A 24,893-nucleotide genomic window follows, 5' to 3' on the forward strand; every position below is an offset into this window, starting at 1 on the left:
AGCTTACCACACCCACAAGCGAAGGGGGGCATTTCCCAGAAATAGACAACCGAGCTGCCTGGGGGTCGCCCGGTTGTCGAGAGAATTTTGGGAGTTAGTCGGAGTTGGATTCAGGATGACTTTTGCGAATTTTCTCCGCGTCTGGACAATCCTCAGCGATTAGGGGTTCAAAGCCTCCTTTGGGGACACTGGCGATTTTTTGGCTGACAGAACCGATGCTGTCGAGACGCACAAGTTCTTCCCAGGCGCAGATTTCATCATCTTCATCCGATTCGTAGCGGATGGTGACGAGATCTCCCTCAATATCGATAATTTGGGCGCGATCAATCCAGCGTTGTTGATCTCGTAGGAAGACACAGACTTCACGACCTTCACAGCAGAATTGATAGAGCTTGCGATGTAGCATTCACAGTTTGGGAAAGACGTAGGCTTTCCGGCTATTCTAACGCGATCGCTCCCTGACGTCGATGAAATTCCGCAGAGGCGGACGGGGCGATCGCCTCGGTCTCGGTAGCAATCCTGGTTAAGATGAAGGCATCTGTGTTTGGGATAATAAATCTAGCCCTGTGAATGCTTCTGTTTTTGCCGATGAACGCCTGTTGTTTGAGCCAGTCTCGCCGGAGGCGAACGCCCTAGGGGTGATTTTTGCCTTTCCCAATACCTACAGTGTGGGCATCACCAGCCTCGGCTATCAGGTGGTTTGGGCCACCCTAGCCATGCGTGAGGATGTTTCCGTTAGTCGCCTATTTATGGATGTCAGCGAACCCCTCCCTAATGAGGTGGATTTGTTGGGGTTCTCCCTCTCCTGGGAACTGGATTATGTGAATATCCTCAGTATGTTGGAGTCGTTGCAGATTCCCATACGCTCTGAGTTTCGCGATGATCGCCATCCCCTCGTGTTTGGCGGTGGCCCGGTGTTGACGGCCAATCCTGAACCTTTTGCCGATTTCTTCGATATTATCCTGCTCGGGGATGGGGAGGATTTGATTCCCAACTTTCTCGATGCCTGTCAGGAGGTGCGTGGGGCCCCACGGGGGGAACAGTTACGACGCTTGGCCCAGGTGCCGGGGGTGTATAGTCCCAGTTTATATGAGGTGCGCTATTACAGTGCCGAGGGGGCGATCGCCTCAATTACCCCCAGGGAGTCTCAGATTCCCCCCCAAGTCGAGAAACAAACCTATCGGGGGAATACGCTGTCAACCTCTTCGGTGGTGACGCAACAGGCCGCCTGGGAGAATATCTATATGGTGGAGGTGGTGCGCAGTTGTCCAGAAATGTGCCGTTTCTGTTTAGCCAGTTATCTGACGCTTCCCTTTCGGACTGCCAGTTTAGAGGAGTCTCTGATTCCCGCCATTGAACGGGGGGTGGGGGTGAGCGATCGCCTAGGCTTATTGGGGGCCTCGATTACCCAACATCCCGAGTTTGAGGCGGTGTTAGACTATCTCGCCCAAGACCGCTACGATGACCTACGATTGAGTATTGCCTCAGTACGCACCAATACGGTGACTCCCAAGTTAGCCCAAATTTTGACCAAGCGAGGAACCAAATCGATCACGATTGCGGTGGAAACGGGATCAGAACGGTTACGGCGGGTGATTAATAAGAAGTTGCACAATGACGAGATTGTTCAGGCCGCCCAACAGGCCAAAGCGGGTGGCTTGAGGGGGGTTAAACTCTATGGCATGGTGGGCATCCCTGGGGAGACGGATGATGATGTCAGCCAGACGGTGGAGATGATGACGCAGTTGAAACGGGAGGTTCCGGGATTACGGTTAACCCTCGGCTGTAGTACCTTTGTCCCCAAGGCCCATACACCGTTTCAGGCTTATGGGGTGAATCCTCGGGCCAAGAAACGGTTGAAAGTTTTGGAGAAAGCCTTGCGATCGCAGGGGATGGACTTTCGCCCAGAAAGTTATAACTGGTCAGTGATTCAGGCTCTCATTGCCCGGGGCGATCGCCGTCTTTCCTCGTTATTGGAGTTAGTACGGGATTATGGCGACACCGTCGGCAGTTACAAACGGGCCTTTAAACAGTTACGAGGACAACTGCCTCCCCTCGATTACTATGTTCATCAGGACTACGAGGGCGATCGCGTCCTCCCCTGGGCCCATCTCCGTGGCCCCCTCCCCCCAGAAACCCTCGCCAAACACCTCAACGACGCTCAACAAGCCATGAGCGAAACCTCCCGCGTACCGACTGCCTAAGCCTGCCTAAGCCTAAGTGATGCGTTCCGGCAATTTTAACGTGATGGACCGAGGTCACAACCCTCACCGATGCCGGAACACATCCTACCGCTACTCCCCCCTATTGCCTATTGCCTGTTCCCTATTGCCTATTGCCTATTGCCTGTTCCCTGTTCCCTGTTCCCTAAAAAAAAGAAAGAGGGCTAATCGCTACCGCCTTCTATCCCTGTTAGCGGTTAACGATTACGCCCTCCTGTAAACCTTGCGTAAATCTACATAGAGTATAACACTCTTTTTTGGGTTTGTCAGTAAATTCACTGAAAACGTTACCTAGACTGGGTTTGGGGCGTTCCTAAGGGCATCAGGGAATGGTTGATTCCCCGCAGGCCCCCTGTATGCAGCCTCATCCCCCCTATCTCCCTAACTGCCGCTTGCAGATTCGCTCTCTGGCATCTTGAGCCAATGGGACACCTCCAATCCTGTCAGTTCTTGCAAGTGAATCACTTCATCATGAAAATAGTTGATTAGCTCAAGCCTAAGATCCTTAGACATCAATGGTTTCGGTGCATAGCTCTTGGCATATAGCTTATCTCGAATGAATTGACGCATTGCCTTAGGCATAAAAAGCTTGACCACCGACCTCATTGATTCACCTTGTTTCAACAGGGTTCTGTAGGGGTTAGACAACTGAACAGAGCCAACATGGAGCCGTGATGACATATCTGGGTGAAACGTTGGATCAACCCCAACAAAGTCGAAGATCTCGGCAAAAAAATCATCTGAATTTTTGATGAAATCTTCATGACGAAAAAGCTTGATTTGACCGCGATCAAAGTGCGACAAATAGGTTTGAAGGTGGGTATGATACTGTCCCGGTATGAGAAATTTTGTCGATGTCATAATCGACTGATGAAAATACTGGTCAAGATTATCGAGTTCATCTTGAGTGTAAGCGTGATTACGATGATCCCAAAGGGCATGAGAATAGGCCCTCTCAATGGGATTTCTGAGAATTGCAATAATTTTTATCTCTGGGAATAGGTGTTTGAGTTTCTCAACAAACTTTTGTCCTCCATGTAGATAAACACTAGAAACTTCACCCAACACTTGACCCGATTCAGCTTCCTCAAATTGACTGAGATATTCTCTTGCTTCCTCAAGTTCTTTGAAATTCCGGCGAGAGAGAAGATCTAGTCCTTTTTTAGGGGGTAAGCAAATCTCTGGATGCTGGTTTAAATAGGTGTGCAATGACGAAGTTCCAGATTTGTGAGCACCAACAACAATAAAATGGGGACTGTTCATAGTTGAGATAGGCGGGGATAGATAGCAAGAGTTGGGATAGATTCTGCGGAAAGACACTTAGACTATAACAAATTTTTGAGAATCGTCAGTAAATTCATCAAAAACGTTACCTGGGCTGAGTTTGGAGTGTTCCGCAGAGCATCGAGAACGCATCTTGGCTGATAGCGATCGAGGACTATCTCGTAGTCGAAGCCGTCAACGGGGAAGGCGAATCATAAAGCAGCTCCCTTGGCCAGGAACCGAGGTACAGTAGAGCTGCCCCTTGTGATTCTGGGTGATAATCTGATAGCTAGTTGAGAGTCCCATCCCTGTTCCCGAACCAATGGGTTTGGTGGTAAAGAAGGGATTAAAAATTTTCTCCTGAACCTGAGGGAGGATACCAATGCCATTATCTTCAATCTGAATCGAGATCATCTCTCCCTCCAAGCGAGTTGAGAGGACGAGTCGGCCATGATAGTCTGACGTTCTGTCCGCTACTCCGCAATGCCGCTGTTCCTCGATCGCATCAATGGCGTTGATGAGGAGATTCATAAAGACTTGATTGAGCAAGCCACTGTAGCAGGCGACCTTTGGTAAGTTCCCATAGTCCTTGATAACTTCAATTTCTGGGGTTCCCCCTCGGCCATTGAGGCGATTTTGCAGAATCAGCAAAGTGCTATCTAAGTTCTCGTGTAGATTCACCTCCTTAAAATCCGCCTCATCCAAACGGGAGAAGGTTCGTAAGGACTTGACGATATCCCGGATACGCTCCGCCCCGACTTTCATGGAGTTAATGGTTTTTGGGAAATCTTCCATCAAGAAGTCTAAGTCAATCTCCTCAATACAATCGGCGATCGCCGCGTCCGAAGTCCCATAAATATCTTGATAGCGATTCAGTAGATGCAGTAAGTCCTGAGCATAGTCTGCGACATGAGCCAGGTTGCCATAGACAAAACTAACCGGATTATTCAGCTCATGGGCAACCCCTCCCACTAACTGGCCTAAACTGGACATTTTTTCGGCTTGAATCAGTTGGACTTGCGTCTCTTGCAGTTCCCGATAGGCGTTCTCAAGGGCCTGAGTTTTTTGTTGAGAGTCTTCATAGAGTTGAGCTTGTTGAATGGCGATCGTCACCTGATTGACAATGCTGTTTAATATATCAATTTCATCCTCTTCCCAGAGGCGATCTCTAGAAATACGCCCCATTTCAAACCCACCAATTTTTCCCCCAGTAGTATGAAGGGGGAGTAGTAAATAGGTTGCAACGCCTGACTCTTTACAAAATCTTGTCAATTCATAGTCTTGAGAGTCTTCAATGTCAACTTGATAAGGTTCTTCATTTAGAACATGTTCCAAGAACTTAGGGAACTCATCGAGGTGATACACACCTATCCAACTCGCCAGTTCTGAGTTCTTTTGCTCCTTGGAAACCTGCCATTGGGGGGGATCTACCTGACCGTCATACCAGCCGAAGGTACAAATATTGACCTGAAGCTCTGCCACAATTGCATTAACTGCATTTTGCAAAATCGTATTCAAGTCGAGAGAATTACGAATTTCATCACTAATTGAATTTAACAGTTGACTTCGACTGGCTAATGACTTAAGTGCGGCTTCGACTTGTAAACGTGACGTGATATCTCTTGCAGCAGCATAAATAACCTCTCCATACGGAGCCGATACCCATTCGAGATAATGATAGCTGCCTTGTTTATCACGATAGCGGTTTACAAATCGAGTGACTTCCTTGTTATTCCTTAACTCAGCAACTGCCTCTAAGGTTGCTTCAACATCTTCGGGATGGACAAACTCTAAGAAGGATTGTTGTTTTAGTTCATTCAGGTTATAGCCTAAGGTTTCTTCCCAAGCCCGGTTTAGGCGATGAAAACGACCGCTCGTATCAGCAATGCAGAGCAAGTCTAACCCGACGGTAAAAAATCGCTCCAATTCGAGTTCGGCAACCTTGCGTTCAGTCACATCCATGGCAGTACCAAAAATTTGCACCACCTGGCCCTGATGAAACTCTAACTCAAGACGACTATTGATATAGCGTACTTCTCCATTAGGACGAACTCCCCGGTAATCAAAGTTTTGAGGAATTCCCAATGCTGCCTCAACCAGACGTTTTTCAAATATATACTGATCCTCAGGATGAATCTGTCGAAGATGCTCCGTAAAGGTAGGTTCGGGTTCGTTAGGACTAATGCCAAAAATACGAAATACCTGATCTGACCAAGACAGTTTTTGAGTTTTCAAGTCAAAAGACCAGTGACCAATATGAGCCACTTGCTGCGCTTGTTTGAGTTGATTGGTTAGGTTTTCCAGAGCCGCTTCATTGGCTTTACGCTCAGAAATATCACTAAATAAGCCAATGAACTGAACCGGGTTTCCCTGCTCATCTCGCTCGATGACCTGTCCACGAGACAAAATCCACTTATAGGTTCCATCTTCACAACGCAGCCGATGTTCACTTTGATAATAGGGAGTTTCTCCTTTTAGATAGCGCGCCATATCCTGATGCGCCATATCTCTATCGTCAGGATGCAGGCGATTCTCCCACTCCTCGGCTTTGTTTTGGGTTGGCTGATTGGCATCACAGCCCAAAAGAATCAGCCATTCGGGAGAATAGTTAATGGTATTGGTTTGCATATTCCAGTCCCAAATTCCGTCCCCAACCCCTTGAAGTAAAAAATCTAAACGGGCCTTGCTTTCTCGCAGGGCAATTTCGGACTGTTTACGATTGTCAATATAGCTGGCAATACCTAAGCAAGACTCGACATCACCGTCTTGGCTGTGAAGCGGTGAAAGGTTTGACCGATGCCAGTAATAATGACCATCCTCATGCCTGATTCGGCACTCAAGATCCTCGACCTTTTCTCCATTGAGGACGGATTCAAACTTATCCAGACAAATCTGTAAGTCTTCGGGATAGATAAAGATGGAAAAGAGCTGATTGGATAAATCCGTAGGCTCATAGCCCATAATGTTCTTAAAGGCAGGGCTAACGTAGCCAAAGGTTCCATCAGGGTCAATGGTAAATACCATGTCATTGATATTCTCGATGACATTACGAAACTTATTTTCGCTAGCTTGCAGAATCAGTTGGCTGACTTTTTGGTCGGTGATGTCTTGAATGTAGCCGTACCAAATAATTCTACCGTTGTCATCCTGCTGTGGTGTAGCATTCCCAACGAGCCAGAGTTGACTGCCATTAGGATGATTAATACGATATTCGCAATACCAGGGGCTGAGATGTTTGGCGGACTCGAAGATGGATTGACTGACGTAGGGCAAATCCTCGGGGTGAATGATCTCAAACACGACATTACAATTTTCCTCTACGGTTTCAGGACTGATACCATAGATGCTTTGTGTTCCCTCGCTGACATAGGGAAAGTACATGGTTCCATCGGGTTCGAGGCAAAATTGGTACATCACTCCCGGAATGTGATGGGCAATTTGCTGGAGACGATACTGTCCATCGGCCGGTGAGGTATGGGGGATTGCCTCAGACTCGTTCTTCCGGTTGGCCCTAGCGTGACTCAGGGCATTACAAAGGGTACGAATTTGGGTTTGGGCTGCTTTTTGCGGCGTCACATCTCGAAAAATTGACAGGTGGCGATGGGGGACGAAGTTGGCAGTGGCGGTATATTCAACTTGGCGCACTGTCCCATCGCCTCGAATGAGACAAAACTCACCGTGATCCTGGCCTTGGGCTAAAAATGTCTGCCAGCCCTTGTGAACATCAAAGTCAGCCGCAACGAAGTCGCGGATAGAGCGTCCTACAAGTTGCTCATGCTGTAATCCAAACAACTGACAGGCCGCGGGGTTAGCCTCAACATAGTGGCCCTCATCATTAGCAATAAGGATGGCATCAAAGGTAGCATTGAGGAGAGACTGAAACGCCTGAGAATTCGTAATGGTCGGGCGATCGTCCCAAAGTATCATCCTAGGGGTTTCAATTTCTAAGCTTACCTTAGACTCCACTTCACAATGAACTTGATGGGGAAACAGCATGAGGGCATGACTGGTAACTTTTCCAGTTTGACTCGATTATTTATCAATTAAGCTTAGCACCAAAAAATAACTTTTTACAAATTCAATCATCCTTGATTCGACAAAGTGGGGTAACCCAGTCAACGATTTTAACAAAGAGCCGATTCCGCAAAAATCTATCTATGGAATGATTCCAGGTCTAATACCGGCTTTTAAAGACTGATTAAATCACATCACTAGGTCAAAGTTTAACAACAATAACAATTTTGATTGTACTGGACAAACCAAGTCGATCTATTAGATAAGGCGGTAGATTAACCTATTATGTGTAAGTTAATCTACCGCCTTGTTGACTGTAGACCCTCTTAAGTATATTTACGGGCATTTTTGTCGGCCGAGGGCCGTAGTCCCCAGGTTGGGGGAGATCCCCTGAATAATGGTGATCACTTTCCTGCTCTCAGAGATGGTGGTACTCTTGATTTAGTTGATAAATTTCTGCGGCTGTGCTATGAACCAACTTAAATTTCTGATTATTGCCATTCCGGGCCTGGTTGGCAGCTTTATGGTGATTGACTTTGTGCAATATCTCTACAAGTCATTCAACCCCAATGCTAAACCCGGTCAACAGGCTCATGCCCTGGTGGTTGAAGCGGTTAACCTCTGTCAGCGGTTGATGGAGGCTGAGCGTCAAGCTTTCCAAGCTTATCTCAAATCCCCAGATGTGAACACCCTCAATGCCTGGAAAGAGCGCACTGTGCAACTCCGGGAACTCTACGCTAAAGCTGATTTGCGCTATAAACGCCGGATTGAGAAGTTTGCGTAGGGGGAAGGGAACACCAGAACAGGGAACAGGGAACACCGGAACAGGGAAAAACCTATCCCTACGCCTCGTTCCCTGGCTCTGTGGGGGAACGCCTCTGGGGAGGCTCTGTCTCCCGTCCTCCTTGTTCGATTCCCTAGAGTTTTCGTTCTAACCGTAGCGGGGCCTTGTTCGGAAGCTGCTCAATAGCGGCGGTTAGGTCAATCCAAGAGCGTAATTGATTCAGGGAGAAGGTGCGACTCATCACCACATAAATTGACGTCTGATCGCAACCAATCCCTGCCGAAACCACATCTTGCCAGGAACTGCCGGTGAGTTCGTCGGTCACCACCCATTGTCCATTTTCCCAACTAAATCGCCGCTTGAGTTGATAGGGCGCCGGTTTCTTGCCGGTAATCAACATCCCTTGCAAGATACGCCGAATCAGGTTCGGGAAGAAACGCCCACCACTGAGCATGACCACTCGCAACAGCATCAGCTTGAATGGGGTCATCTGTGGCTGTTTGGCCCAGCCGAGATTTCCCATCACGGTCATCTCGTGGACTTGAATGTCTGTGTCATACTGCCCCACGAGATGCCCCACGGCCGTTTTAAGTTTGCGCCCAGACTTGACATTTAGAGAGATTTGTGTATCAGAAGCTGCGAGTTGACCATCTCGGAAAAGTTTAAAGGTTCCTCCTTTGTTGAGGGCGATGTAGAGTTCAACGGTGGCCTCCTTGGGGGTCTTAGCATCAACGGGGAGCGCGTCGGCTGCTGCGTTTTGGGGAAGGGGGGGAAGACTGGTGCGACGGTCGATGAGGATTTGGGCTTCTTCGAGGTAGGTGCGTCCCACTCGGCGGGGGGGAAGAGGGGGGCGATCGCCGACAAAATCACGCCAGGCCAGGAGATAATTCCAGGTATGATGGCCGACAATGTGATCGTCGGCGTAGCAGGGACCGAGTCCCTTGGCCAGGCCTTGCCCGAAGCGATCATTAATACTCAAGGCTGAGGGCATCCATCGGCCCACCAGTTCAAAGCCATGGGGGAAGAAGTTGTAGGTGTTGCGGCTGCCGTATTCGCCGCCAAAGGTGCCGTCGGGATGGATGAACTGGCCCGCTAACTGCACGGCCCGGGTGAGGGCCTCTCGCAGTCGGTCATCAGGGTGCGATCGCACCTGTTCCAGTCTCGCTAAACACCAAATGGTCAGGGTATGATAGCCAGGATCACAGCCTTCATACTCCTTAAACCAGCCTTCCTCACTTTGCCATTCTAAAACCCGGTCTAAGCGGCGAGATTTGGCGCGGGCCCACTTCGAGGGTTGTTGTAGTAGCCCTGAAGCCAGTTCTAAGCAAAGAACAATCAGGGCTTGGTGATTGGTGAGTTGGCCGCTTTCGTTGTGATGGGAGAGCCAGTCGGCCCGTTTTTCAAAGAATTTGAGAACTTTGTAGTTGTCCAGTTGCAGGAGTTGGTAACTTTCTAACCCTGCTAAGAGGGAGAAGGCTGTGGCCCCTCCGGCTCGTTCAAAAGGGAAGTAATCATCACAAGAGCCGTCTCGGTGGGCGCTGGTTAACATATATATTAACGCCGCTTCGCCCCATTCTCTGAGGATGGGTTTTTGATAATAGGGGTTATCGGGAATGTCGAGGGAGTAGGCCAAGGCTAGGGGATAGACGAACTCCTGAGACATCCCACTGGGGAAGTCGATGATTTTATAGTGCCAGAAGTTGCGATCGAAACAACCGTAGGTGGGGCTATGGGGGTTGCGATCGAGCTGAGTCAGGATTTTCGGGAGTTGGGCTAGGGCCTGTTGGGCGAATTGCTCTCTCATGAAGAATTAGGGGCGATAGAGACGATTTGCTGCTATCTTCGCACAGCCAGGTAAGGATCGCCGTTGCATCGATTAGCCTTCAGAGAAACCCCGTCGCCACCCGAGTTGCTTACGCAGCATGATGATCCGGTGGCAAACTGCTAAACTAGCGGTCATAACCTGCGATGAGAACTGAGTGACTATAGCAATTGAAGACTGCCCGATTGACACTCTGAGTTGGAAGAAAATCCCCCACCTGTTGCCTGTTGCCTGTTGCCTTCTTGTCCCCTGTTTTTTGTCCTATTCAGACCAACTTTTGCTATATGACCATCGCCAAATCCTCTGAATTGGGAATTACCAGCCTTCCCGACCATACCCAACTCCCCGACTCCGATGGTACTTTCGTGAAAAACTTTCAGGAGCATCCCCAAAGTAGTTTACTGACGGATTCCATCGGGACAACCCTCGATCGCCTGCATCCAGACCACCAGTACGCCATCGGTCAAGATTGTGGAATTTATTGGCGACTAACTGAACCCCCAGAACGGGGCGCGGAATGTCCCGACTGGTTTTATGTTCCGAACGTTCCGCCCAGTCTTGATGGACAATTAAGGCGTTCGTATGTGTTATGGCAGGAGTATATTCCCCCTTTGATTGCTATTGAATTTGTCTCAGGGGATGGTTCCGAAGAACGCGATCGCACCCCCGTCGCTGAACTATCTGGAGACCGCCAAAAACCGGGCAAGTTTTGGGTCTATGAGCAAATTATCCGTCCGGCGTTTTATGCCATCTATGAAGTCCGTAACGCCAATGTAGAGGTCTATCGCCTCGTTGCCAATCATTATGAGGTTGTGGCGGCCAATGAACGGGGTCATTACCCCATTGACCCGATGGGGGTTGAATTAGGAATTTGGCAGGGCCAGTATGCCAACGTAGAATTGCCTTGGCTGCGTTGGTGGGATAATCAGGGGAATTTGCTATTAACCGGAAATGAACAGGCTAGAATCGAACGCCAGCGGGCGGAAACAGAACGCCAGCGAGCGGAACAAGCTGAGGTTGAATTACAGCAGGAACGCCAACGGGCCGAACGACTGGCGGAGTTGTTGCGGGCCCAGGGGATTGACCCATTGAACGGTTAATGAGTCTGATTGAAGATACTATCTAAGGATGGATTTGTCCGAGAATCAAGCGTAGGCGATCGTAGTCGTCCTTGAGCAGCAAACTGAGAGTTCGTCCCGCCCGGACTAACCAGTCCCGTTCCGTTTTGCGAATTTGGTAAATCTCGCGAATCGCCGCCGCCGTTAACGCCTCAACCGGTGCATTCGTGACTTCTAACAGCGTCCGCAGGAAGTCTAACCCCTCGCTGAAGTGAATCACCTCTTCTGGGGTGCAATAGGCCACCCCTTGGTGAATCTGGGGAGGACGCGGGGGCAAATATTGATACACCTGGCCCGACTCCGGCACCACAAAGCCCACGATCGCCGCCCGAAATTCCGTCTTTAACATGGCGAAAATCTGGGGTTGGCGATCGCGTAACTCCTCCAGAGACATCCCCAAGGCTTGGGCCCGATGCACTGAATCAATGGGGGTGGTTGTGGCATGATAGACCACCCCATAAATGGGATTGCCCGACTCCTCATCGATCGCCTTCACCCAACTGCCAAACGGGGGCATTGTCGGGAAGCGTAACTCATCCCCATCAAGACATTGGGCCAGAAACTCGGTTGTGGCCGTCTCGATCACCTCCGCAAAGCGATCGCCGCGATCGCCGGGATTCTCTGAAAACTGGGGTAGGGGTAAACGAACCATACTCTATCCTAGAGAGACCAAAAGCCGGGCAACCACGGCTCGGCGATCGCTCGCCGACCGCAAGGGTTCGCCCCATCAGAAGAGGGCGCGCCACTTGCGGTTCGCCCCTACTTTTTGCGTCCCGCCTTGGCATCCACTAACTCCAACTCCGAGAGTAAAAAGGTCACCGAGTGATCCCAATTGCCCCCCTCAAACAAGACTGCCGCCTTCCCATCGCTGACCCGTTGCACCGAGCCTGTAAAGCGGTAATAGGTATCTTCAGGGTTAATCACTTCTACAGCCGAGCCAGGCAGAATCATAAGTCTTCAGTCTTTTCGCTAATTCACCATTCCGATTCTAGCCCACCACAGCGCCCCCGCTAAAACTTCAACCGCTGGCGGTGATTATTGACTGATTCAACTAACCCCACCGCCAAAAAATTCGTTAGCAGGGCCGATCGCCCATAACTAAGCCAGGGGAGTGGAATCCCCGTCACTGGTGCCAAGCCAATGGTCATGCTGACATTGATGATGACCTGGAACACCACCATCGACAACACCCCCACCGCTAATAACGAGCCAAAATTATCCTTCGCTGTTTGGGCAATAATAATCAGGCGCAAACAAATCAGCCAAAAGACAAACAAGACGGCGATCGCCCCCACAAAGCCCCATTCCTCCCCAACTGCTGCAAAAATAAAGTCAGTATGTTGCTCAGGAATAAATCCCCCTTGGGTTTGGGTGCCCTGGCCAAAACCGCGCCCCCAAAGTTCCCCCGAACCGATGGCAATACGAGATTGAATCAAGTGATAGCCACCTCCGAGGGGATCGCGACTGGGATCGAGAAATAGTACAATCCGGTCTTTCTGATAGGGTTTGAGCAGATTCCAGAGCACTTCTCCTAAGCGGCCTGACACCAGATTCACCGTCAACGCGGCGATCGCCCCAAACCAGCGTCCGGGAATTGTCAGCCAGGCCAACACCCCCATGCCAGCCACCCAAATAAACCACACGGGAAGCAACAAACTGAACAGAATCGCCGAAATCATCGGCGACACCAACAGCAACAACCAGCCGGGATTGGCATTCGCCCAATAGAGCATTCCCAGGGTAACCGCCCCAAACACTAACGACGTTCCTAAATCCGGCTGCAAAAACACCAAGGCCCAAGGAATCGTCGTTACTGCCAAACTTTTCAACACTGTGGGGAAGCTCGCCGCCGTTCGTCCTTCCAACATCGTCGCCAGGGTAATAATTAGCCCCAACTTGGCAAATTCCGAGGGCTGAATATTAAAGCCACCAATGGTAATCCAGCGTTGGGCCCCCAAGGCCGTGGTTCCCAAGAAAATCACCGCAATCAGCGACAAATTGGTCAGCACATAAATAATCCATGTCCATTGGATCAGGTTTTCATAACGCCAGCGGGCGATCGTCAAGGCCAAGACCAAACCAATAGACCCTGTCAGCCAATGTTGCCACCAATCGGTGTACTCCAAATTAAGCTGGCTACTGCGAATCACAATGCCGGCATAGACGGTTAAACCAATACTTAGAATGAGTAATGTCCAATCAATGGACTGCCAAGCTTGTAGCCAATTGCGGTTCAGCATAGGGGGGCTGGATTGTTGCGGAAAATGGAGAACAGGGAGAAGAAGGCAGTAGGCAGTAGGCAGTAGGCAGTAGGCAGTAGGCAGTAGGCAGTAGGCAGTAGGCAGTAGCCGGTAGAGAACCACGTAGGGGCACGCCCTTGCGGTCAGCGAGCGATAGCCGAGCTGTGGCTGCCCGAGGACACAGAGGATGAAACAGAGATGGATTCCCCCCTCTTGCCTCTTGCCTCTTGCCTTTTGCCTTTTGCCTCTTGCCTTTTGCCTCTTGCCTTTTGCCTCTTGCCTCTCTTATCGGTTCGCAAACGCGGCCACAGAGACCTTGGCCGCTAACTGTTTGGCTGCGTTAATGAGTGCCTGGGCTGAGGCAGACTCGGGCTGCGAGACGACAATGGGAATCCCCTCGTCTCCTCCTTCCCGCAGGGGAATTTCTAGAGGAACTCGCCCCAATAGTGGCACATTTAATTCCTTGGCCGTTTTCTCGCCGCCTCCAGACCCGAAAATATCATACTGGCGATCGGGGAGGTCGGGGGGGATGAAATAGCTCATATTTTCGATGATGCCCAAGACGGGAACCCCTAGCTGTTCAAACATTTTTAAGCCCTTACGGGAGTCCAGCAGAGCCACCGTTTGCGGCGTGGTGACAATCACTACCCCCGCCATGGGAACGGCTTGTGCCAGGGTTAACTGGGCATCCCCGGTTCCTGGGGGCATATCCACAATCAGATAGTCTAATTCTCCCCATTGCACCTGATAGAGGAATTGACGAATCACCCCATTGAGCATCGGGCCGCGCCAAATGACCGGCTGATCTTTGTCAATCAAAAAGGCCATCGAGACCAGTTTCACCCCATGGTTGAAGGCGGGTTCTAACACCTCCTTACCATCGGCTCCTTCTCGCACCATAACCTTGGCATCTCCAAGCCCCAGCATATTGGGACCGTTGGGGCCATAGATATCGGCGTCGAGAAGTCCGACTTTAGCCCCGGTTTGGGCTAGGGCGACGGCCATATTAACGGCGACGCTGGTTTTACCGACCCCTCCTTTACCACTGGAGACGGCGATAATGTTTTTAACGCCATCAATTCCTTGGCGATCGGGGAGCGAGGGTTGTTTGGGGGTTTCGGCGGTCACCTCTACCTTCACTTCCTCCACACCAGGAAGAGTCCGCACGGCTTTCTCACAATCCTCGACAATAAACTCCCGGAGAGGACAGGCGGGGGTTGTTAGGACTAGGGTAAAACTGACCAGTCCACCGTCAATTTGCACGTGACGGATCATGTTCAAGTCCACCAGGCTTTTATTGAGTTCGGGATCTTGAACCGGCTGTAGTACCTTTAAAACGGCTTCTGGGGTCAGTGCATTGCTCGACGTCAAGTTCACAGATGTCTCCTCTTGGGTTAGGGGTTAGCAGTATCGATGGCAAGACGGATGGCTTACGGGAACGATTCAGCCTTGTATAGTTTTATTATTAAAACTATACATTTTTGAACAACGATAAAAAAGTTCAGGACCATTCTTCTATAATGCGGGGTGGCCTTCACCTCTAGCCTAGCATTGACAGGGATTCCCCTGAGATCACCTGATACGATGACAGCTTAGCACCCGCCTTTGGAGTCGCTCACTCTTGGGCGATCGCGGATTTCGTCACACTTTGTAATTTATCGCAATTTTTCTTAATAAAAAAGCATGAGTTCAACATCAATGCCTCCGGTCTCTCCAACCTCCACTCGTCCCCCGGAGGATTCCCAGTCCCGCATTAGTGCCTTCATGAAAGACCTGCAAGAGAGCATCTGTGCGGGGTTAGAACGCATTGATGGCGGCGGTCAGTTTCGGGAAGATATGTGGGAGCGTCCCGAAGGCGGTGGCGGGCGATCGCGGGTGATTCGCGAGGGGAATGTGTTTGAACAGGGAGGGGTGAACTTCTCAGAAGTTTTTGGCGACAAACTCCCCCCCTCGATTCTCAAACAACGGCCCGAAGCCGAAGGTCATGGCTTCTACGCCACCGGAACCTCCATGGTGCTGCATCCCCGCAGTCCCTACATTCCCACCGTTCACCTCAACTATCGCTACTTTGAAGCCGGTCCCGTCTGGTGGTTTGGCGGTGGTGCAGATTTAACCCCCTACTATCCCTTCCCCGAGGATGCCGCGCATTTTCATAAAACCCTGAAAACCTCCTGCGATCGCCACCACAGCGAATACTATCCCGTCTTCAAACGCTGGTGCGACGAGTATTTCTATCTCAAACATCGCCAAGAAACCCGAGGCGTCGGCGGCATTTTCTTCGACTACCAAGACGGACAAGGGGAACTCTATCGCGGCCCCCATGCCGACGGACCCGCCGCCGACTATAGTCGCAAACTCGGTGAGATTGAAACCCGTGATTGGGAGTCCCTATTTGGCTTAGCCCAATCCTGCGGTCATTCCTTCCTCCCCGCCTACGAACCTATCGTTGAGCGTCGTCGCCCACTTGAGTATGGAGACCACGAGCGCAATTTCCAACTCTATCGACGGGGCCGCTACGTCGAATTTAACCTCGTCTATGATCGCGGCACCATCTTTGGCCTGCAAACCAACGGACGCACCGAATCCATCCTCATGTCTCTTCCCCCCTTAGTTCGCTGGGAATATGGCTATGAGCCTGAACCCGGAACTCGAGAAGCCCAACTGTACGAGGAATTTCTCAAACCCCAAGATTGGGCTAACTGGACTGCTACGTCTGAGTCAATCTAGGTTAGGATGACACTAACGAGGGGAATCTCCGTGGGGGGTGAAGCTGAACAGTCACTAATCTGGTAGTGTATGCCAACAGGGGAGTGTTCCGAGTCCGGTTTCTCACCGTGCGCGAATCCCCGTTGTTAGTAAGTGCGAGGAAGGGTCAGTGATCCACATCGAGCAGAAAACTCATACCACTCAAGACGGGACAACTGTCATCGTTCTAGCCCCGGCTGGACGACTGGATATCACGACGGCTTGGCAGTTTCGCCTCAAGCTTCAGGAGTGCATTTCCAAACTAAGCCGCCATGTCGTCGTCAATCTCGGACAGGTCAATTTTATTGATAGTTCGGGGCTGACATCGTTGGTTGCCGGAATGCGGGATGCCGACAAAGTTAAAGGGAGTTTCCGAATTTGTAATGTTCACCCGGAAGCCAAACTCGTGTTTGAAGTCACGATGATGGATTCGGTGTTTGAAATTTTTGAGACGGAAGAAGAAGCTCTTGAGGGAGTCCCTCGTAACGTTGCCAGCTAATCTAGCTATCCTTCCGCGCTCTGCAAGTCGCTCGTTTCAGCAAAACGGGTGTGTCCCCGCCATGGCGGTGCTTGACCTCTAAGGGTCTCACCCCCGACGGTGATCCATCTGAAGATAGCTGAACGAGCGATTTCTCGCGGGTTTAGGCGCAAGCCAGGAAGCGAGGTGGAGAAATCCCAAAAGAGCGTCGGTTGTGTCGTTAGCAGGAGTCCGGAAGACTGTTTTCGGGGCTTGCGACGTCTCAATCGTCTGCTAAACATCGTCCGCCAAACATCTGTCAACTCTGATACCGCTTCCGGCCAATTGACTTGCCTCACCCTTGGCAAATAGTCATCAAGCCGTCACAATGGAAATTAACTTGAATCTTCCCCTAACGCCCCGTGGATAACGTTCGTACTGTCTCCGATACTAAACGAGATTTTTATCAAACTCACACACGTCCGATCAATTCCTTGTATCGTCGTGTCGTCGAAGAGATGATGGTCGAGATGCACTTGCTCTCGGTCAATGTTGATTTTACCTACAATCCGGTCTATGCCCTCGGGGTTGTTTCAGCGTTCGATCGCTTCATGAACGGCTATCGGCCAGAGGCGGACGTGAACTCCATTTTTACAGCCCTATGTCGAGCCACTGGAGGCGATCCCGAGCAATATCGTCGTGATGCCGCCAGCATCCGAGAGGCGGCCGCTCAACTCTCCCAAGCTGATTTACTTGCTCTGGCATCTGAGGGGAACATCACCTCAGGAGATAACGCCTTTGGGCAACAGATGGCTCAGTTTGCCCGAGGAGAAGGGTTTAAGTATTGCCGCCTGCTGGCCATTGGCTTATTGTCGGCGATCGAAGCCGTAGATGGGGAGTTACTCAGCCGTGATAAAGAACTGGCTGACCTTCTCAATCAGTTGGGGGCAACGCTTAATGTCTCTGATGAGAAGCTACGTAAGGACTTAGAGCTATATCGGAGCAACCTGGAGAAAATGGAACAGGCTCAAAGCGTGATGGCGGATATCCTGGAAGCCGATCGCAAAAAACGAGCTGAACGGGAAGCCGAACGAGAAGCCAAACGGAAAGCCGACCAGGCGAAACAGGCGGCTGCACCGGACAGTCCCGAAAAAAGCGAATCGGAATCGAGCAGCTAGTCAACCCGGAAGTGGCCTGAAAACACTAAACCCCGGATTCGACAGCCGAGTTGGCGCAGCCAGCGAGCCACGAGATGGTTACAGGTGTGCCAACCGGTGTAGGACTCCGCGTCGGGGACAAAGTGTAAGTCCACGTTAGGGTTGTACTGGGGCGCGGTATCGGCGGACTCATAGCGTTGGTTCAGGTCCTCTAGGAGAGCTTGCACCTGTTGACGCTCCACCTCCATGGCCAATTGTTGACCCCGATTCTGGTTTCGCTGTTTTCGACGCTCCCACTGGGCCGCGTTGAAGGTTTGTCGCCCCAAGACGGCGGGAGTGGGGTATAGCACGGCTTGGGCTAGGTTAATCAGTCGCCCCCGATTATAGGCAAACACCTCGCGATCGCCAAAGGAATATTCAATCCACCGCCCCGAGTCGTCGGGCAAAATTAGACTGTTGTGGTAGAACAAGGACGTCACCGGAGAGCCAAGAACCCAAACCTTGACGGGAGCCTCTGGAGACGCGGGCGGGATAATTCGTGCCGGAATAGGAGCCAAAAGACGAAAACCCAGAAAAAGTCCCCCAACCAGTAACAGTCCAGCGATCAGGACTCGACGCCTGAAAACCCGGTTCTGCCAAGGGTTAGGGATTGACATGATATAGCAAAAGTTGGTCTAAATCGAACAAAAAACAGGGGACAAGAAGGCAATAGGCAATAGGCAATAGGCAATAGGCAATAGGTAGGAGATTCTTTCCCAACTCAGAGTATCAATCAGGCAATCTTCGATTGCTGTAACATTAAGGTTGGGCCGCGACCGGCTCCACCAGTTGATTCTCCTGACGCAGGTAGGCCTCAATAAACGGATCGAGTTCTCCGTTCATCACATCATCCACCTGAGTCGTCTCCACGCCCGTGCGTAGGTCTTTGACCATCTGATAAGGATGGAAGACATAGTTACGAATTTGGTTGCCCCAGGCGGCTTCGACCATATCACCGCGAATCTCGGCAATTTCCTGTAAGCGTTGGGACTCAGCAATCACCAGAAGTTTCGCCTTCAGCAAAGCCAGGGCTTTCTCCTTATTCTGAAGCTGCGATCGCTCCTGAGTACAGCGTACCGCTAAGCCAGAGGGCTTGTGCAGCACCCGCACCGCCGTCTCCACCTTGTTGACATTTTGTCCGCCTTTCCCACCCGAACGAGAGGTGGTGATTTCCAAATCCGTATCAGGAATCTCCAACTTAACGGAACTATCCAAAATGGGCATCACTTCCACCCCAGCAAAACTGGTTTGGCGTTTACCATTGGCGTTAAACGGCGAAATACGAACCAAACGATGAGTCCCTTTCTCGGACTTGAGATAGCCATAGGCATAGCGGCCCCGAATCTCCAGGGTGACGGACTTAATCCCCGCTTCATCCCCCTCCGAGAGTTCCATTGTTTCGACGCGATAGCCTTGTTGCTGACCCCAACGGGTATACATCCGCAGCAGCATCTCCGCCCAATCCTGAGCGTCTGTTCCCCCGGCCCCAGCATTGATGCTCAACACCGCACCGCCTTTGTCATACTCACCCGAGAGCATCTGTTGAAACTCCCATTGTTCCAACTCCCGATTCAAACGAGTGAGGGTCTCGACGGCTTCGGCCATCAAACTCTCATCCACGGCATCATCCTCAGCCAGCAGTTCCACAACTGTCTGAGCATTTTCCAAGCTATCGACCCACTGGCCATACTGACTCACATTGGACTTCAGGTCATTGAGGTCTTGCATAATGCCCTGGGCCTGTTCTGCATCCTCCCAAAACTCCGGCTGAGCTGCCAGTTGTTCTAAATCCTTAATTTTGGCGTTGAGTGCAGGGAGGTCAAAGATACTCCTGGGTTTTCCCCAGGCGTTCCGACAACAGTTCGAGTTCCTGCTTTAATTGCGACAGTTCCATAAAATTGGTCAACATGCTCTAAAAAGGTCTCGATCGCCATTGTGCCACACCCAGTCAACCCATCCGACAAGAAATCGCCCAACTGCTAAAATTGGGGACACCCAATTGCTAGCTTGCCTATTGCCTAGGGCGACCACAAGGGTACGCCCCTACGTTGTTTCTGTTCCCTGTTCCCTGTTCCCTGTTCCCTGTTCCCTGTTCCCTTCCCCTATGACCCTCCAAACCGACGATACCCTGATGCAACTCAAACTCGCCATTAACCGGGCGATCGCACGCCAAGAAAAGCATTGGGGCTATTTCCAGATTCATCGCCTCGACGATGGCAGCATGAGCCTGGATATTCCTTCCCTGCCCCGAATCCGTTGCGTGACCAATCTCGATCGCGACATATATAAACTCTATTGGGGACGGGCAGAAAAACCCGCCGTGTACAGCCGCAAAAAGAAAAAGACCATCACCGACCCCAAAACCCGTCAAACCCAAGTGCAACGGGTCTATGAAGTGATGTATCAACTCGACGGACGCGCCAGTGTGCGCCATATCAATCGCATCATGGCCCAGACCATTCGCGATCGCATTGTTGATCATGCCACCGCCCAAGCTGACAACGAACTCGAACCCCTGGTGCTAATCACTGAGGCGTTGTCTTAACCGGGCCTCTCGTGTTGGCCCCATTTCTGTTGTTTGCTCCTTCGTTCCTGCTCCGTTTGTTATGGTGATTCCCTCTCCGACCAAGCCCTTAGGGCGATCGCGCCAACCCAAGGCCGATAACCGTCTCCTCTGGCTCGACATCATTACCCTCTTCCTCTGGGGCGTCGTGATGATGCAATATTGGCTAACCGGCAAACTGCGGCTTCTCATCCATCCCGCCTTTGCTTGGCTCTGTATTCTGGCCGGGTTTTTCTTTCTGCTGATTTCCATCTGGAAAGCCCTGCAACTGCGATCGCGGCGACGAGTCCCCGAAGCCCCACAACAACATATCAGCCTCTTTCCCCCCGGCTGGAGCACGGGACTCCTCCTGGCCTCGGCCTGTTTTGCCCTCGTCTTCACCCCTCGTCCCTTCGCCAGCCAAGTCGCTCTCGAACGGGGGGTCACAGACTTTCTCTCCATGACCCGCATCGAACCCGAAAGCTTCCGAGGCGCCAACAACCCCGAAGACCGCAGCATCGTCGATTGGACACGAACCCTCAGCGTCTATCCTGAGCCTGACGCCTACGCCGGACAGCCGGTGGATGTTAAAGGGTTTGTGGTGCATCCCCCCAACCTGGACGATAACCTTATGATTGTGGCCCGGTTCATGATTACCTGTTGTGCCGCCGATGCCTATCCTGTGGGGTTGCCCGTAGAATTGCCCGCTGGAACCTCCCGCCAGGAGTTTGAACCCGATGGCTGGCTGCGGATTCGGGGCGAAATGAAGTCCGATCGCATCGAAGACCGCCGCCAAGTGGTCATCCTGGCCGAAACCCTCGAACCCATCCCAGAACCGGCAGATCCCTATGGCTATTAAGCCTATTCTTCCCTCGGGGCCAACCTCGGCGATCGGCCCCGATTGCCAGTGCCGTCCAAACCGTCCCCGCTCAGGGTAGAATGACTTGGATCAACGTATATCGATAACCCAGTTCGGACTCCCGTTGCAATGGCAGAAACCCTATTTTTCAACGCCTTGAAGCAAGCCATCGACGAAGAAATGGCTCGTGATGAGACTGTTTTCGTCCTCGGTGAAGATGTCGGTCACTACGGCGGCTCTTATAAAGTCACCAAAGACCTCTACGACAAATATGGTGAGCTGCGCTTACTCGATACCCCCATCGCCGAGAATAGTTTTACCGGCATGGCCGTCGGCGCCGCCATTACTGGCCTGCGTCCCATCATCGAAGGGATGAATATGGGGTTTCTCCTGCTGGCCTTTAACCAAATTGCCAACAACGCTGGAATGTTGCGCTACACCTCCGGCGGAAACTTTACGATTCCCATGGTCATTCGCGGTCCCGGTGGAGTCGGACGACAGCTTGGAGCAGAACATTCCCAACGCCTTGAAGCCTATTTTCAGGCCGTTCCAGGGCTGAAAATTGTCGCCTGTTCAACCCCCTACAATGCCAAAGGCCTCCTGAAAGCGGCCATTCGCGACAATAACCCGGTGCTGTTCTTTGAACATGTGCTGCTGTATAACCTCAAGGAAGATTTACCCGATGGGGATTACATCGTCCCTCTTGATAAAGCTGAGGTGGTGCGTCCCGGCGAACAGGTGACCCTGTTAACCTATTCTCGGATGCGTCATCACTGTGTCCAAGCGGCGAAAACCCTAGAAAAAGAAGGGTTTGACCCGGAAATTATTGATTTGATTTCCCTCAAGCCCTATGACCTAGACACCATTGGCGAGTCGATTCGTAAAACCCACCGTGTTATCGTCGTGGAAGAATGTATGAAAACCGGCGGAGTGGGGGCTGAAATTACGGCCACTATCAATGACCATTTCTTTGATGAACTCGACGCACCGGTGTTACGCCTGTCCTCCCAGGATATCCCCACCCCCTATAACGGAACCCTCGAACGTTTGACCATTGTTCAACCTCACCAAATCGTTGAGGCGGTTAAGAAAATGGTGGCGTTGCAGGTGTGACGTTTATTGAACAAAACTTGCGATTTTCCTAACTCTGTGCTATGCGTCGTCAACAATCTCTCCTAATCCTGATTTTCATTCTGTTAGTGAGTGCGATCGTCATTCTGGTTCAAGTGCCCCTGCGATTGGGGTTGGACTTAGAAGGGGGGTCTCAGTTGACCATTGAAGCGCAGCCGACGGAAGAAATCCCCGTCATCAGCGATCGCGACCTAGAGGCGGTGTTGCTGGTGGTACGCAACCGCGTTGATGGTCTCGGGGTGAGTGAGCCGCTGGTGCAGACCGTTGGCGAAAATCGCATTTCTGTTCAGCTTCCGGGGGTCAGTGACCCCGCCCAAGCCGAACGAGTTTTGGGGGGAACCGCCCAACTCGAATTTCGTGAGCAAATCAGCAACCCGGAAGTCCAAGCTCAGCTTCAGGTGCGCCAGGAAGAACTCCTAGAATTATTCCAAGAACAAGAACGACTCATCGGCGAAGGCCGCGAAGCAGAACTGGCGGCCACTGAACAAGCCATTGCTGACAAAGAAGAGCAAATCGAGGAATTAAACAACCGCCTCTATCAAGGGGTTGGACTGACGGGGACAAACCTCGAAGATGCCAATGTAACCTCCACCCGCATTGACGGAGTTTGGAGCGTCGTCATTGACTTTGACCGGGAAGGGGGCGAAAAATTTGCCGAACTCACCCGCAACATTGCCGGAACCGGACGACGCTTAGGGATTTTCCTCGATGATGAACTGATTAGCGCCCCAGGGGTTGGGGCGGAATACGCCGAAACCGGCATTAGCGGTGGAGGTGCGCGCATTGACGGTCAATTTAGCCTAGAAGATGCCAATACCTTGGCCACCCAACTGCGGGCCGGGGCCCTCCCGGTTCCCGTGGAAATCGTCGAAAACCGCACCGTTGGCGCCACCCTGGGACAAGATAGTATTCGTCGCAGCATCTATGCTGGGGTGGGAGGTCTGATTTTGGTGCTGGTCTTTATGGTGGTGTATTATCGCCTGCCCGGGGCGATCGCCAACATCTCCCTCACCATCTACGCCATCCTCACTCTTGCCTGTTATGCCCTGCTAGGGGTGACCTTAACCCTACCGGGGATTGCCGGGTTTATCTTAAGTATTGGCATGGCCGTCGATGCCAACGTTCTCATCTTTGAGCGAACCCGAGAAGAACTGCGAGGCGGCAAAACCCTCTATCGCTCCGTAGAGTCGGGCTTTTATCGCGCCTTCTCCAGTATTTTAGATAGTAACGTCACCACCCTGATTGCCTGTTTAGCCCTATTTTGGTTCGGGGCCGGTTTAGTGAAAGGATTTGCAGTAACCCTTGCCATTGGTGTAGGGGTGAGTATGTTCACGGCCATCACCTGTAGTCGTAGCCTCATGTTCTACGTCCTCACCCTACCCGACCTGAAAAAACCTGAATTTTTCTGTCCTAACCTGCAACCTCCCCTGGCCAAAAGTTAGAGACCGATCATCAGCCCTTCCCACTCTGCACCCCCAGCCCCCATCCCGACGATGAAACTGAGCGTAACTCGACAACGAACCCTCTGGTGGGCGATTTCCATCGCTCTCGCCCTCATTAGCACCCTCACGATGGGACTGTCCATCGCCCAGTTTGGCGCTCCCTTGCCCCTTGGCTTAGACTTCACGGGAGGAACCCGCCTCCAGCTGGAGCGAGACTGTAACATCGCTAACGCCTGTGATGACCCCATTGATGTCACAGCGGCCCGCCGTATTTTGGCCGCCGAGGGACTCGGAAGCAACGTTCAGGAGTTCGGGGAAAACGAACAGGGACTCGTGGTGCGGACCATGGACTTAGATGTGGAGGCGCGATTGCAGCTCGAAGCCGCCCTAGAAGCAGAACTCGGGGCATTTGACCCTGAGAAAACCCAAATTGATACCGTGGGGCCAACGGTGGGACGACGCTTGCTGCGATCGGGCTTACTCTCCTTATTCGTCGCCAGCTTGGGGATTGTCGGCTATCTGACCATTCGCTTTCAGCTTGATTACGCCCTCTTTGCGATCGTGGCCCTGTTTCATGATGTCTGGATTACCATCGGCGTGTTTGCCCTGTTCGGGCTGCTGGGCAACTTTGAAGCCGATAGCCTCTTTATTGTGGCGCTGTTGACCATTGTCGGCTTTTCCGTCAATGATACCGTTGTCATCTATGACCGGGTGCGGGAAACCCTGAAATTTAACCCCGATGACGACATTAACGACATTGTCGACGATGCCGTCAACCAAACCTTGACTCGTTCCATCAACACCACCGCTACCACGGTCTTACCTCTGTTGGCCATTTTCATTTTTGGCGGCGAAACTTTAAAATACTTTGCCCTAACCTTGATTATTGGCTTTATTCTGGGGGCTTACTCCAGTATCTTCATCGCCAGCGCAGCCCTGGCTCTATGGCGGAAAAACCATCCCCAGCCTGCCGCCGAGACCCCTGTGGATAGCACTGTGGCGCCAGTCGAGGAATCTTAATCTCAGCCAATCTCGATGTAAATGGGCCAATCCGGGCA

The 24,893-nt window shown here is 51.6% G+C and carries 21 protein-coding genes; 11 read left to right on the plus strand and 10 right to left on the minus strand.

Annotated features, from left to right (window positions below; genetic code table 11):
* Positions 1-94 precede the first annotated feature (94 nt).
* Positions 95-406, minus strand: a complete 312-nt coding sequence (locus L855_RS02300; RefSeq protein WP_159783701.1) for a DUF6679 family protein — start codon at positions 404-406, stop codon at positions 95-97.
* A 160-nt stretch (positions 407-566) separates the two neighbouring features.
* Here L855_RS02300 and L855_RS02305 point away from each other — a divergent pair, with 160 nt between their 5' ends.
* Positions 567-2,204 carry a B12-binding domain-containing radical SAM protein gene (locus L855_RS02305; RefSeq protein WP_159783703.1) on the plus strand — a complete coding sequence of 546 codons (1,638 nt, stop codon included), beginning with the start codon at positions 567-569 and terminating at the stop codon, positions 2,202-2,204.
* A 399-nt stretch (positions 2,205-2,603) separates the two neighbouring features.
* Here L855_RS02305 and L855_RS02310 read toward each other — a convergent pair whose 3' ends face one another.
* Complete coding sequence (locus tag L855_RS02310) at positions 2,604-3,485, minus strand: sulfotransferase family protein (RefSeq protein WP_159783705.1); 882 nt, start codon at positions 3,483-3,485, stop codon at positions 2,604-2,606.
* Positions 3,486-3,680: 195 nt separating this feature from the next.
* Positions 3,681-7,481 (minus strand): PAS domain-containing sensor histidine kinase, encoded by a 3,801-nt coding sequence (locus tag L855_RS02315; RefSeq protein WP_159783707.1) that lies wholly within the window; start codon positions 7,479-7,481, stop codon positions 3,681-3,683.
* Between the two features lie 487 nt (positions 7,482-7,968).
* On the opposite strand from L855_RS02315, the gene L855_RS02320 reads away from it, so the two are divergent.
* A complete protein-coding gene (locus L855_RS02320) occupies positions 7,969-8,283 on the plus strand; it encodes a hypothetical protein (protein WP_159783709.1) in 315 nt (104 codons plus the stop codon).
* 133 nt (positions 8,284-8,416) lie between these two features.
* Here the strand turns inward: L855_RS02320 and L855_RS02325 are convergent, their stop codons facing one another.
* Positions 8,417-10,087 carry a hypothetical protein gene (locus L855_RS02325; protein WP_159783711.1) on the minus strand — a complete coding sequence of 557 codons (1,671 nt, stop codon included), beginning with the start codon at positions 10,085-10,087 and terminating at the stop codon, positions 8,417-8,419.
* A gap of 302 nt (positions 10,088-10,389) precedes the next feature.
* On the opposite strand from L855_RS02325, the gene L855_RS02330 reads away from it, so the two are divergent.
* Positions 10,390-11,205: a Uma2 family endonuclease gene (locus L855_RS02330; protein ID WP_159783713.1), complete on the plus strand. Its 816-nt coding sequence runs from the start codon at positions 10,390-10,392 to the stop codon at positions 11,203-11,205.
* A gap of 22 nt (positions 11,206-11,227) precedes the next feature.
* Here the strand turns inward: L855_RS02330 and L855_RS02335 are convergent, their stop codons facing one another.
* The 4 genes from L855_RS02335 to L855_RS02350 form a co-directional block, all read right to left on the minus strand.
* Positions 11,228-11,875 carry an HAS-barrel domain-containing protein gene (locus L855_RS02335; RefSeq protein ID WP_159783715.1) on the minus strand — a complete coding sequence of 216 codons (648 nt, stop codon included), beginning with the start codon at positions 11,873-11,875 and terminating at the stop codon, positions 11,228-11,230.
* A 107-nt stretch (positions 11,876-11,982) separates the two neighbouring features.
* A complete protein-coding gene (locus L855_RS02340; RefSeq protein WP_068789266.1) occupies positions 11,983-12,174 on the minus strand; it encodes an NAD(P)H dehydrogenase subunit NdhS in 192 nt (63 codons plus the stop codon).
* A gap of 59 nt (positions 12,175-12,233) precedes the next feature.
* The gene (gene rodA / locus L855_RS02345) at positions 12,234-13,463 is read right to left on the minus strand and encodes a rod shape-determining protein RodA (protein ID WP_159783717.1); all 1,230 of its coding nucleotides are present in this window, start codon (positions 13,461-13,463) and stop codon (positions 12,234-12,236) included.
* A 285-nt stretch (positions 13,464-13,748) separates the two neighbouring features.
* A complete protein-coding gene (locus L855_RS02350; protein WP_246198684.1) occupies positions 13,749-14,840 on the minus strand; it encodes an Mrp/NBP35 family ATP-binding protein in 1,092 nt (363 codons plus the stop codon).
* A gap of 321 nt (positions 14,841-15,161) precedes the next feature.
* Between L855_RS02350 and hemF the strand changes: the two genes are divergently transcribed.
* The 3 genes from hemF to psb29 all read left to right on the plus strand — a co-directional run bounded on the left by hemF (position 15,162) and on the right by psb29 (position 17,843).
* Positions 15,162-16,190 (plus strand): oxygen-dependent coproporphyrinogen oxidase, encoded by a 1,029-nt coding sequence (gene hemF / locus L855_RS02355; RefSeq protein ID WP_246198686.1) that lies wholly within the window; start codon positions 15,162-15,164, stop codon positions 16,188-16,190.
* Positions 16,191-16,338: 148 nt separating this feature from the next.
* A complete protein-coding gene (locus tag L855_RS02360) occupies positions 16,339-16,707 on the plus strand; it encodes an STAS domain-containing protein (RefSeq protein ID WP_017662097.1) in 369 nt (122 codons plus the stop codon).
* A 380-nt stretch (positions 16,708-17,087) separates the two neighbouring features.
* The gene (gene psb29, locus L855_RS02365; RefSeq protein ID WP_159783721.1) at positions 17,088-17,843 is read left to right on the plus strand and encodes a photosystem II biogenesis protein Psp29; all 756 of its coding nucleotides are present in this window, start codon (positions 17,088-17,090) and stop codon (positions 17,841-17,843) included.
* Here psb29 and L855_RS02370 read toward each other — a convergent pair.
* Both L855_RS02370 and prfB read right to left on the minus strand, forming a co-directional pair.
* Complete coding sequence (locus tag L855_RS02370) at positions 17,840-18,379, minus strand: DUF2459 domain-containing protein (protein WP_159783723.1); 540 nt, start codon at positions 18,377-18,379, stop codon at positions 17,840-17,842. The genes psb29 and L855_RS02370 overlap by 4 nt on opposite strands.
* 241 nt (positions 18,380-18,620) lie before the next feature.
* A protein-coding gene (gene prfB / locus L855_RS02375; protein ID WP_159783725.1) for a peptide chain release factor 2 occupies positions 18,621-19,755 on the minus strand; the annotation gives its coding sequence in 2 pieces (ribosomal slippage) (positions 18,621-19,682 and positions 19,684-19,755; 1,134 coding nt in all).
* 210 nt (positions 19,756-19,965) lie between these two features.
* Between prfB and L855_RS02380 the strand changes: the two genes are divergently transcribed.
* The 5 genes from L855_RS02380 (at position 19,966) to secF (ending at position 24,855) form a co-directional block, all read left to right on the plus strand.
* Positions 19,966-20,406, plus strand: a complete 441-nt coding sequence (locus L855_RS02380; protein WP_159783727.1) for a hypothetical protein — start codon at positions 19,966-19,968, stop codon at positions 20,404-20,406.
* Positions 20,407-20,467: 61 nt separating this feature from the next.
* A complete protein-coding gene (locus L855_RS02385; RefSeq protein ID WP_159783729.1) occupies positions 20,468-21,262 on the plus strand; it encodes a TIGR03943 family putative permease subunit in 795 nt (264 codons plus the stop codon).
* Between the two features lie 129 nt (positions 21,263-21,391).
* Positions 21,392-22,375: an alpha-ketoacid dehydrogenase subunit beta gene (locus tag L855_RS02390; protein WP_159783731.1), complete on the plus strand. Its 984-nt coding sequence runs from the start codon at positions 21,392-21,394 to the stop codon at positions 22,373-22,375.
* A 41-nt stretch (positions 22,376-22,416) separates the two neighbouring features.
* Positions 22,417-23,835, plus strand: coding sequence for a protein translocase subunit SecD (gene secD, locus L855_RS02395; protein WP_159783733.1), 1,419 nt, complete (start codon positions 22,417-22,419; stop codon positions 23,833-23,835).
* 51 nt (positions 23,836-23,886) lie between these two features.
* Positions 23,887-24,855 (plus strand): protein translocase subunit SecF, encoded by a 969-nt coding sequence (secF, locus tag L855_RS02400; RefSeq protein WP_159783735.1) that lies wholly within the window; start codon positions 23,887-23,889, stop codon positions 24,853-24,855.
* The last annotated feature ends 38 nt before the right edge of the window (positions 24,856-24,893 follow it).

The sequence above is a fragment of the Sodalinema gerasimenkoae IPPAS B-353 genome, assembly GCF_009846485.1.
Classification (GTDB): Bacteria; Cyanobacteriota; Cyanobacteriia; order Cyanobacteriales; family Geitlerinemataceae; genus Sodalinema; species Sodalinema gerasimenkoae.

Excerpts from the sequence above, each read along its gene's own strand:
- secD (WP_159783733.1), top strand. The coding sequence starts at position 22,417 with ATGCGTCGTCAACAATCTCTCCTAATCCTGATTTTCATTCTGTTAGTG.
- L855_RS02385 (WP_159783729.1), top strand. The coding sequence starts at position 20,468 with ATGGTGATTCCCTCTCCGACCAAGCCCTTAGGGCGATCGCGCCAACCC.
- L855_RS02340 (WP_068789266.1), bottom strand. The coding sequence starts at position 12,174 with ATGATTCTGCCTGGCTCGGCTGTAGAAGTGATTAACCCTGAAGATACC.
- secF (WP_159783735.1), top strand. The coding sequence starts at position 23,887 with ATGAAACTGAGCGTAACTCGACAACGAACCCTCTGGTGGGCGATTTCC.
- L855_RS02390 (WP_159783731.1), top strand. The coding sequence starts at position 21,392 with ATGGCAGAAACCCTATTTTTCAACGCCTTGAAGCAAGCCATCGACGAA.
- hemF (WP_246198686.1), top strand. The coding sequence starts at position 15,162 with ATGCCTCCGGTCTCTCCAACCTCCACTCGTCCCCCGGAGGATTCCCAG.
- L855_RS02310 (WP_159783705.1), bottom strand. The coding sequence starts at position 3,485 with ATGAACAGTCCCCATTTTATTGTTGTTGGTGCTCACAAATCTGGAACT.
- L855_RS02380 (WP_159783727.1), top strand. The coding sequence starts at position 19,966 with ATGACCCTCCAAACCGACGATACCCTGATGCAACTCAAACTCGCCATT.
- rodA (WP_159783717.1), bottom strand. The coding sequence starts at position 13,463 with ATGCTGAACCGCAATTGGCTACAAGCTTGGCAGTCCATTGATTGGACA.
- L855_RS02320 (WP_159783709.1), top strand. The coding sequence starts at position 7,969 with ATGAACCAACTTAAATTTCTGATTATTGCCATTCCGGGCCTGGTTGGC.
- L855_RS02335 (WP_159783715.1), bottom strand. The coding sequence starts at position 11,875 with ATGGTTCGTTTACCCCTACCCCAGTTTTCAGAGAATCCCGGCGATCGC.
- L855_RS02330 (WP_159783713.1), top strand. The coding sequence starts at position 10,390 with ATGACCATCGCCAAATCCTCTGAATTGGGAATTACCAGCCTTCCCGAC.
- L855_RS02325 (WP_159783711.1), bottom strand. The coding sequence starts at position 10,087 with ATGAGAGAGCAATTCGCCCAACAGGCCCTAGCCCAACTCCCGAAAATC.
- L855_RS02315 (WP_159783707.1), bottom strand. The coding sequence starts at position 7,481 with ATGCTGTTTCCCCATCAAGTTCATTGTGAAGTGGAGTCTAAGGTAAGC.
- L855_RS02300 (WP_159783701.1), bottom strand. The coding sequence starts at position 406 with ATGCTACATCGCAAGCTCTATCAATTCTGCTGTGAAGGTCGTGAAGTC.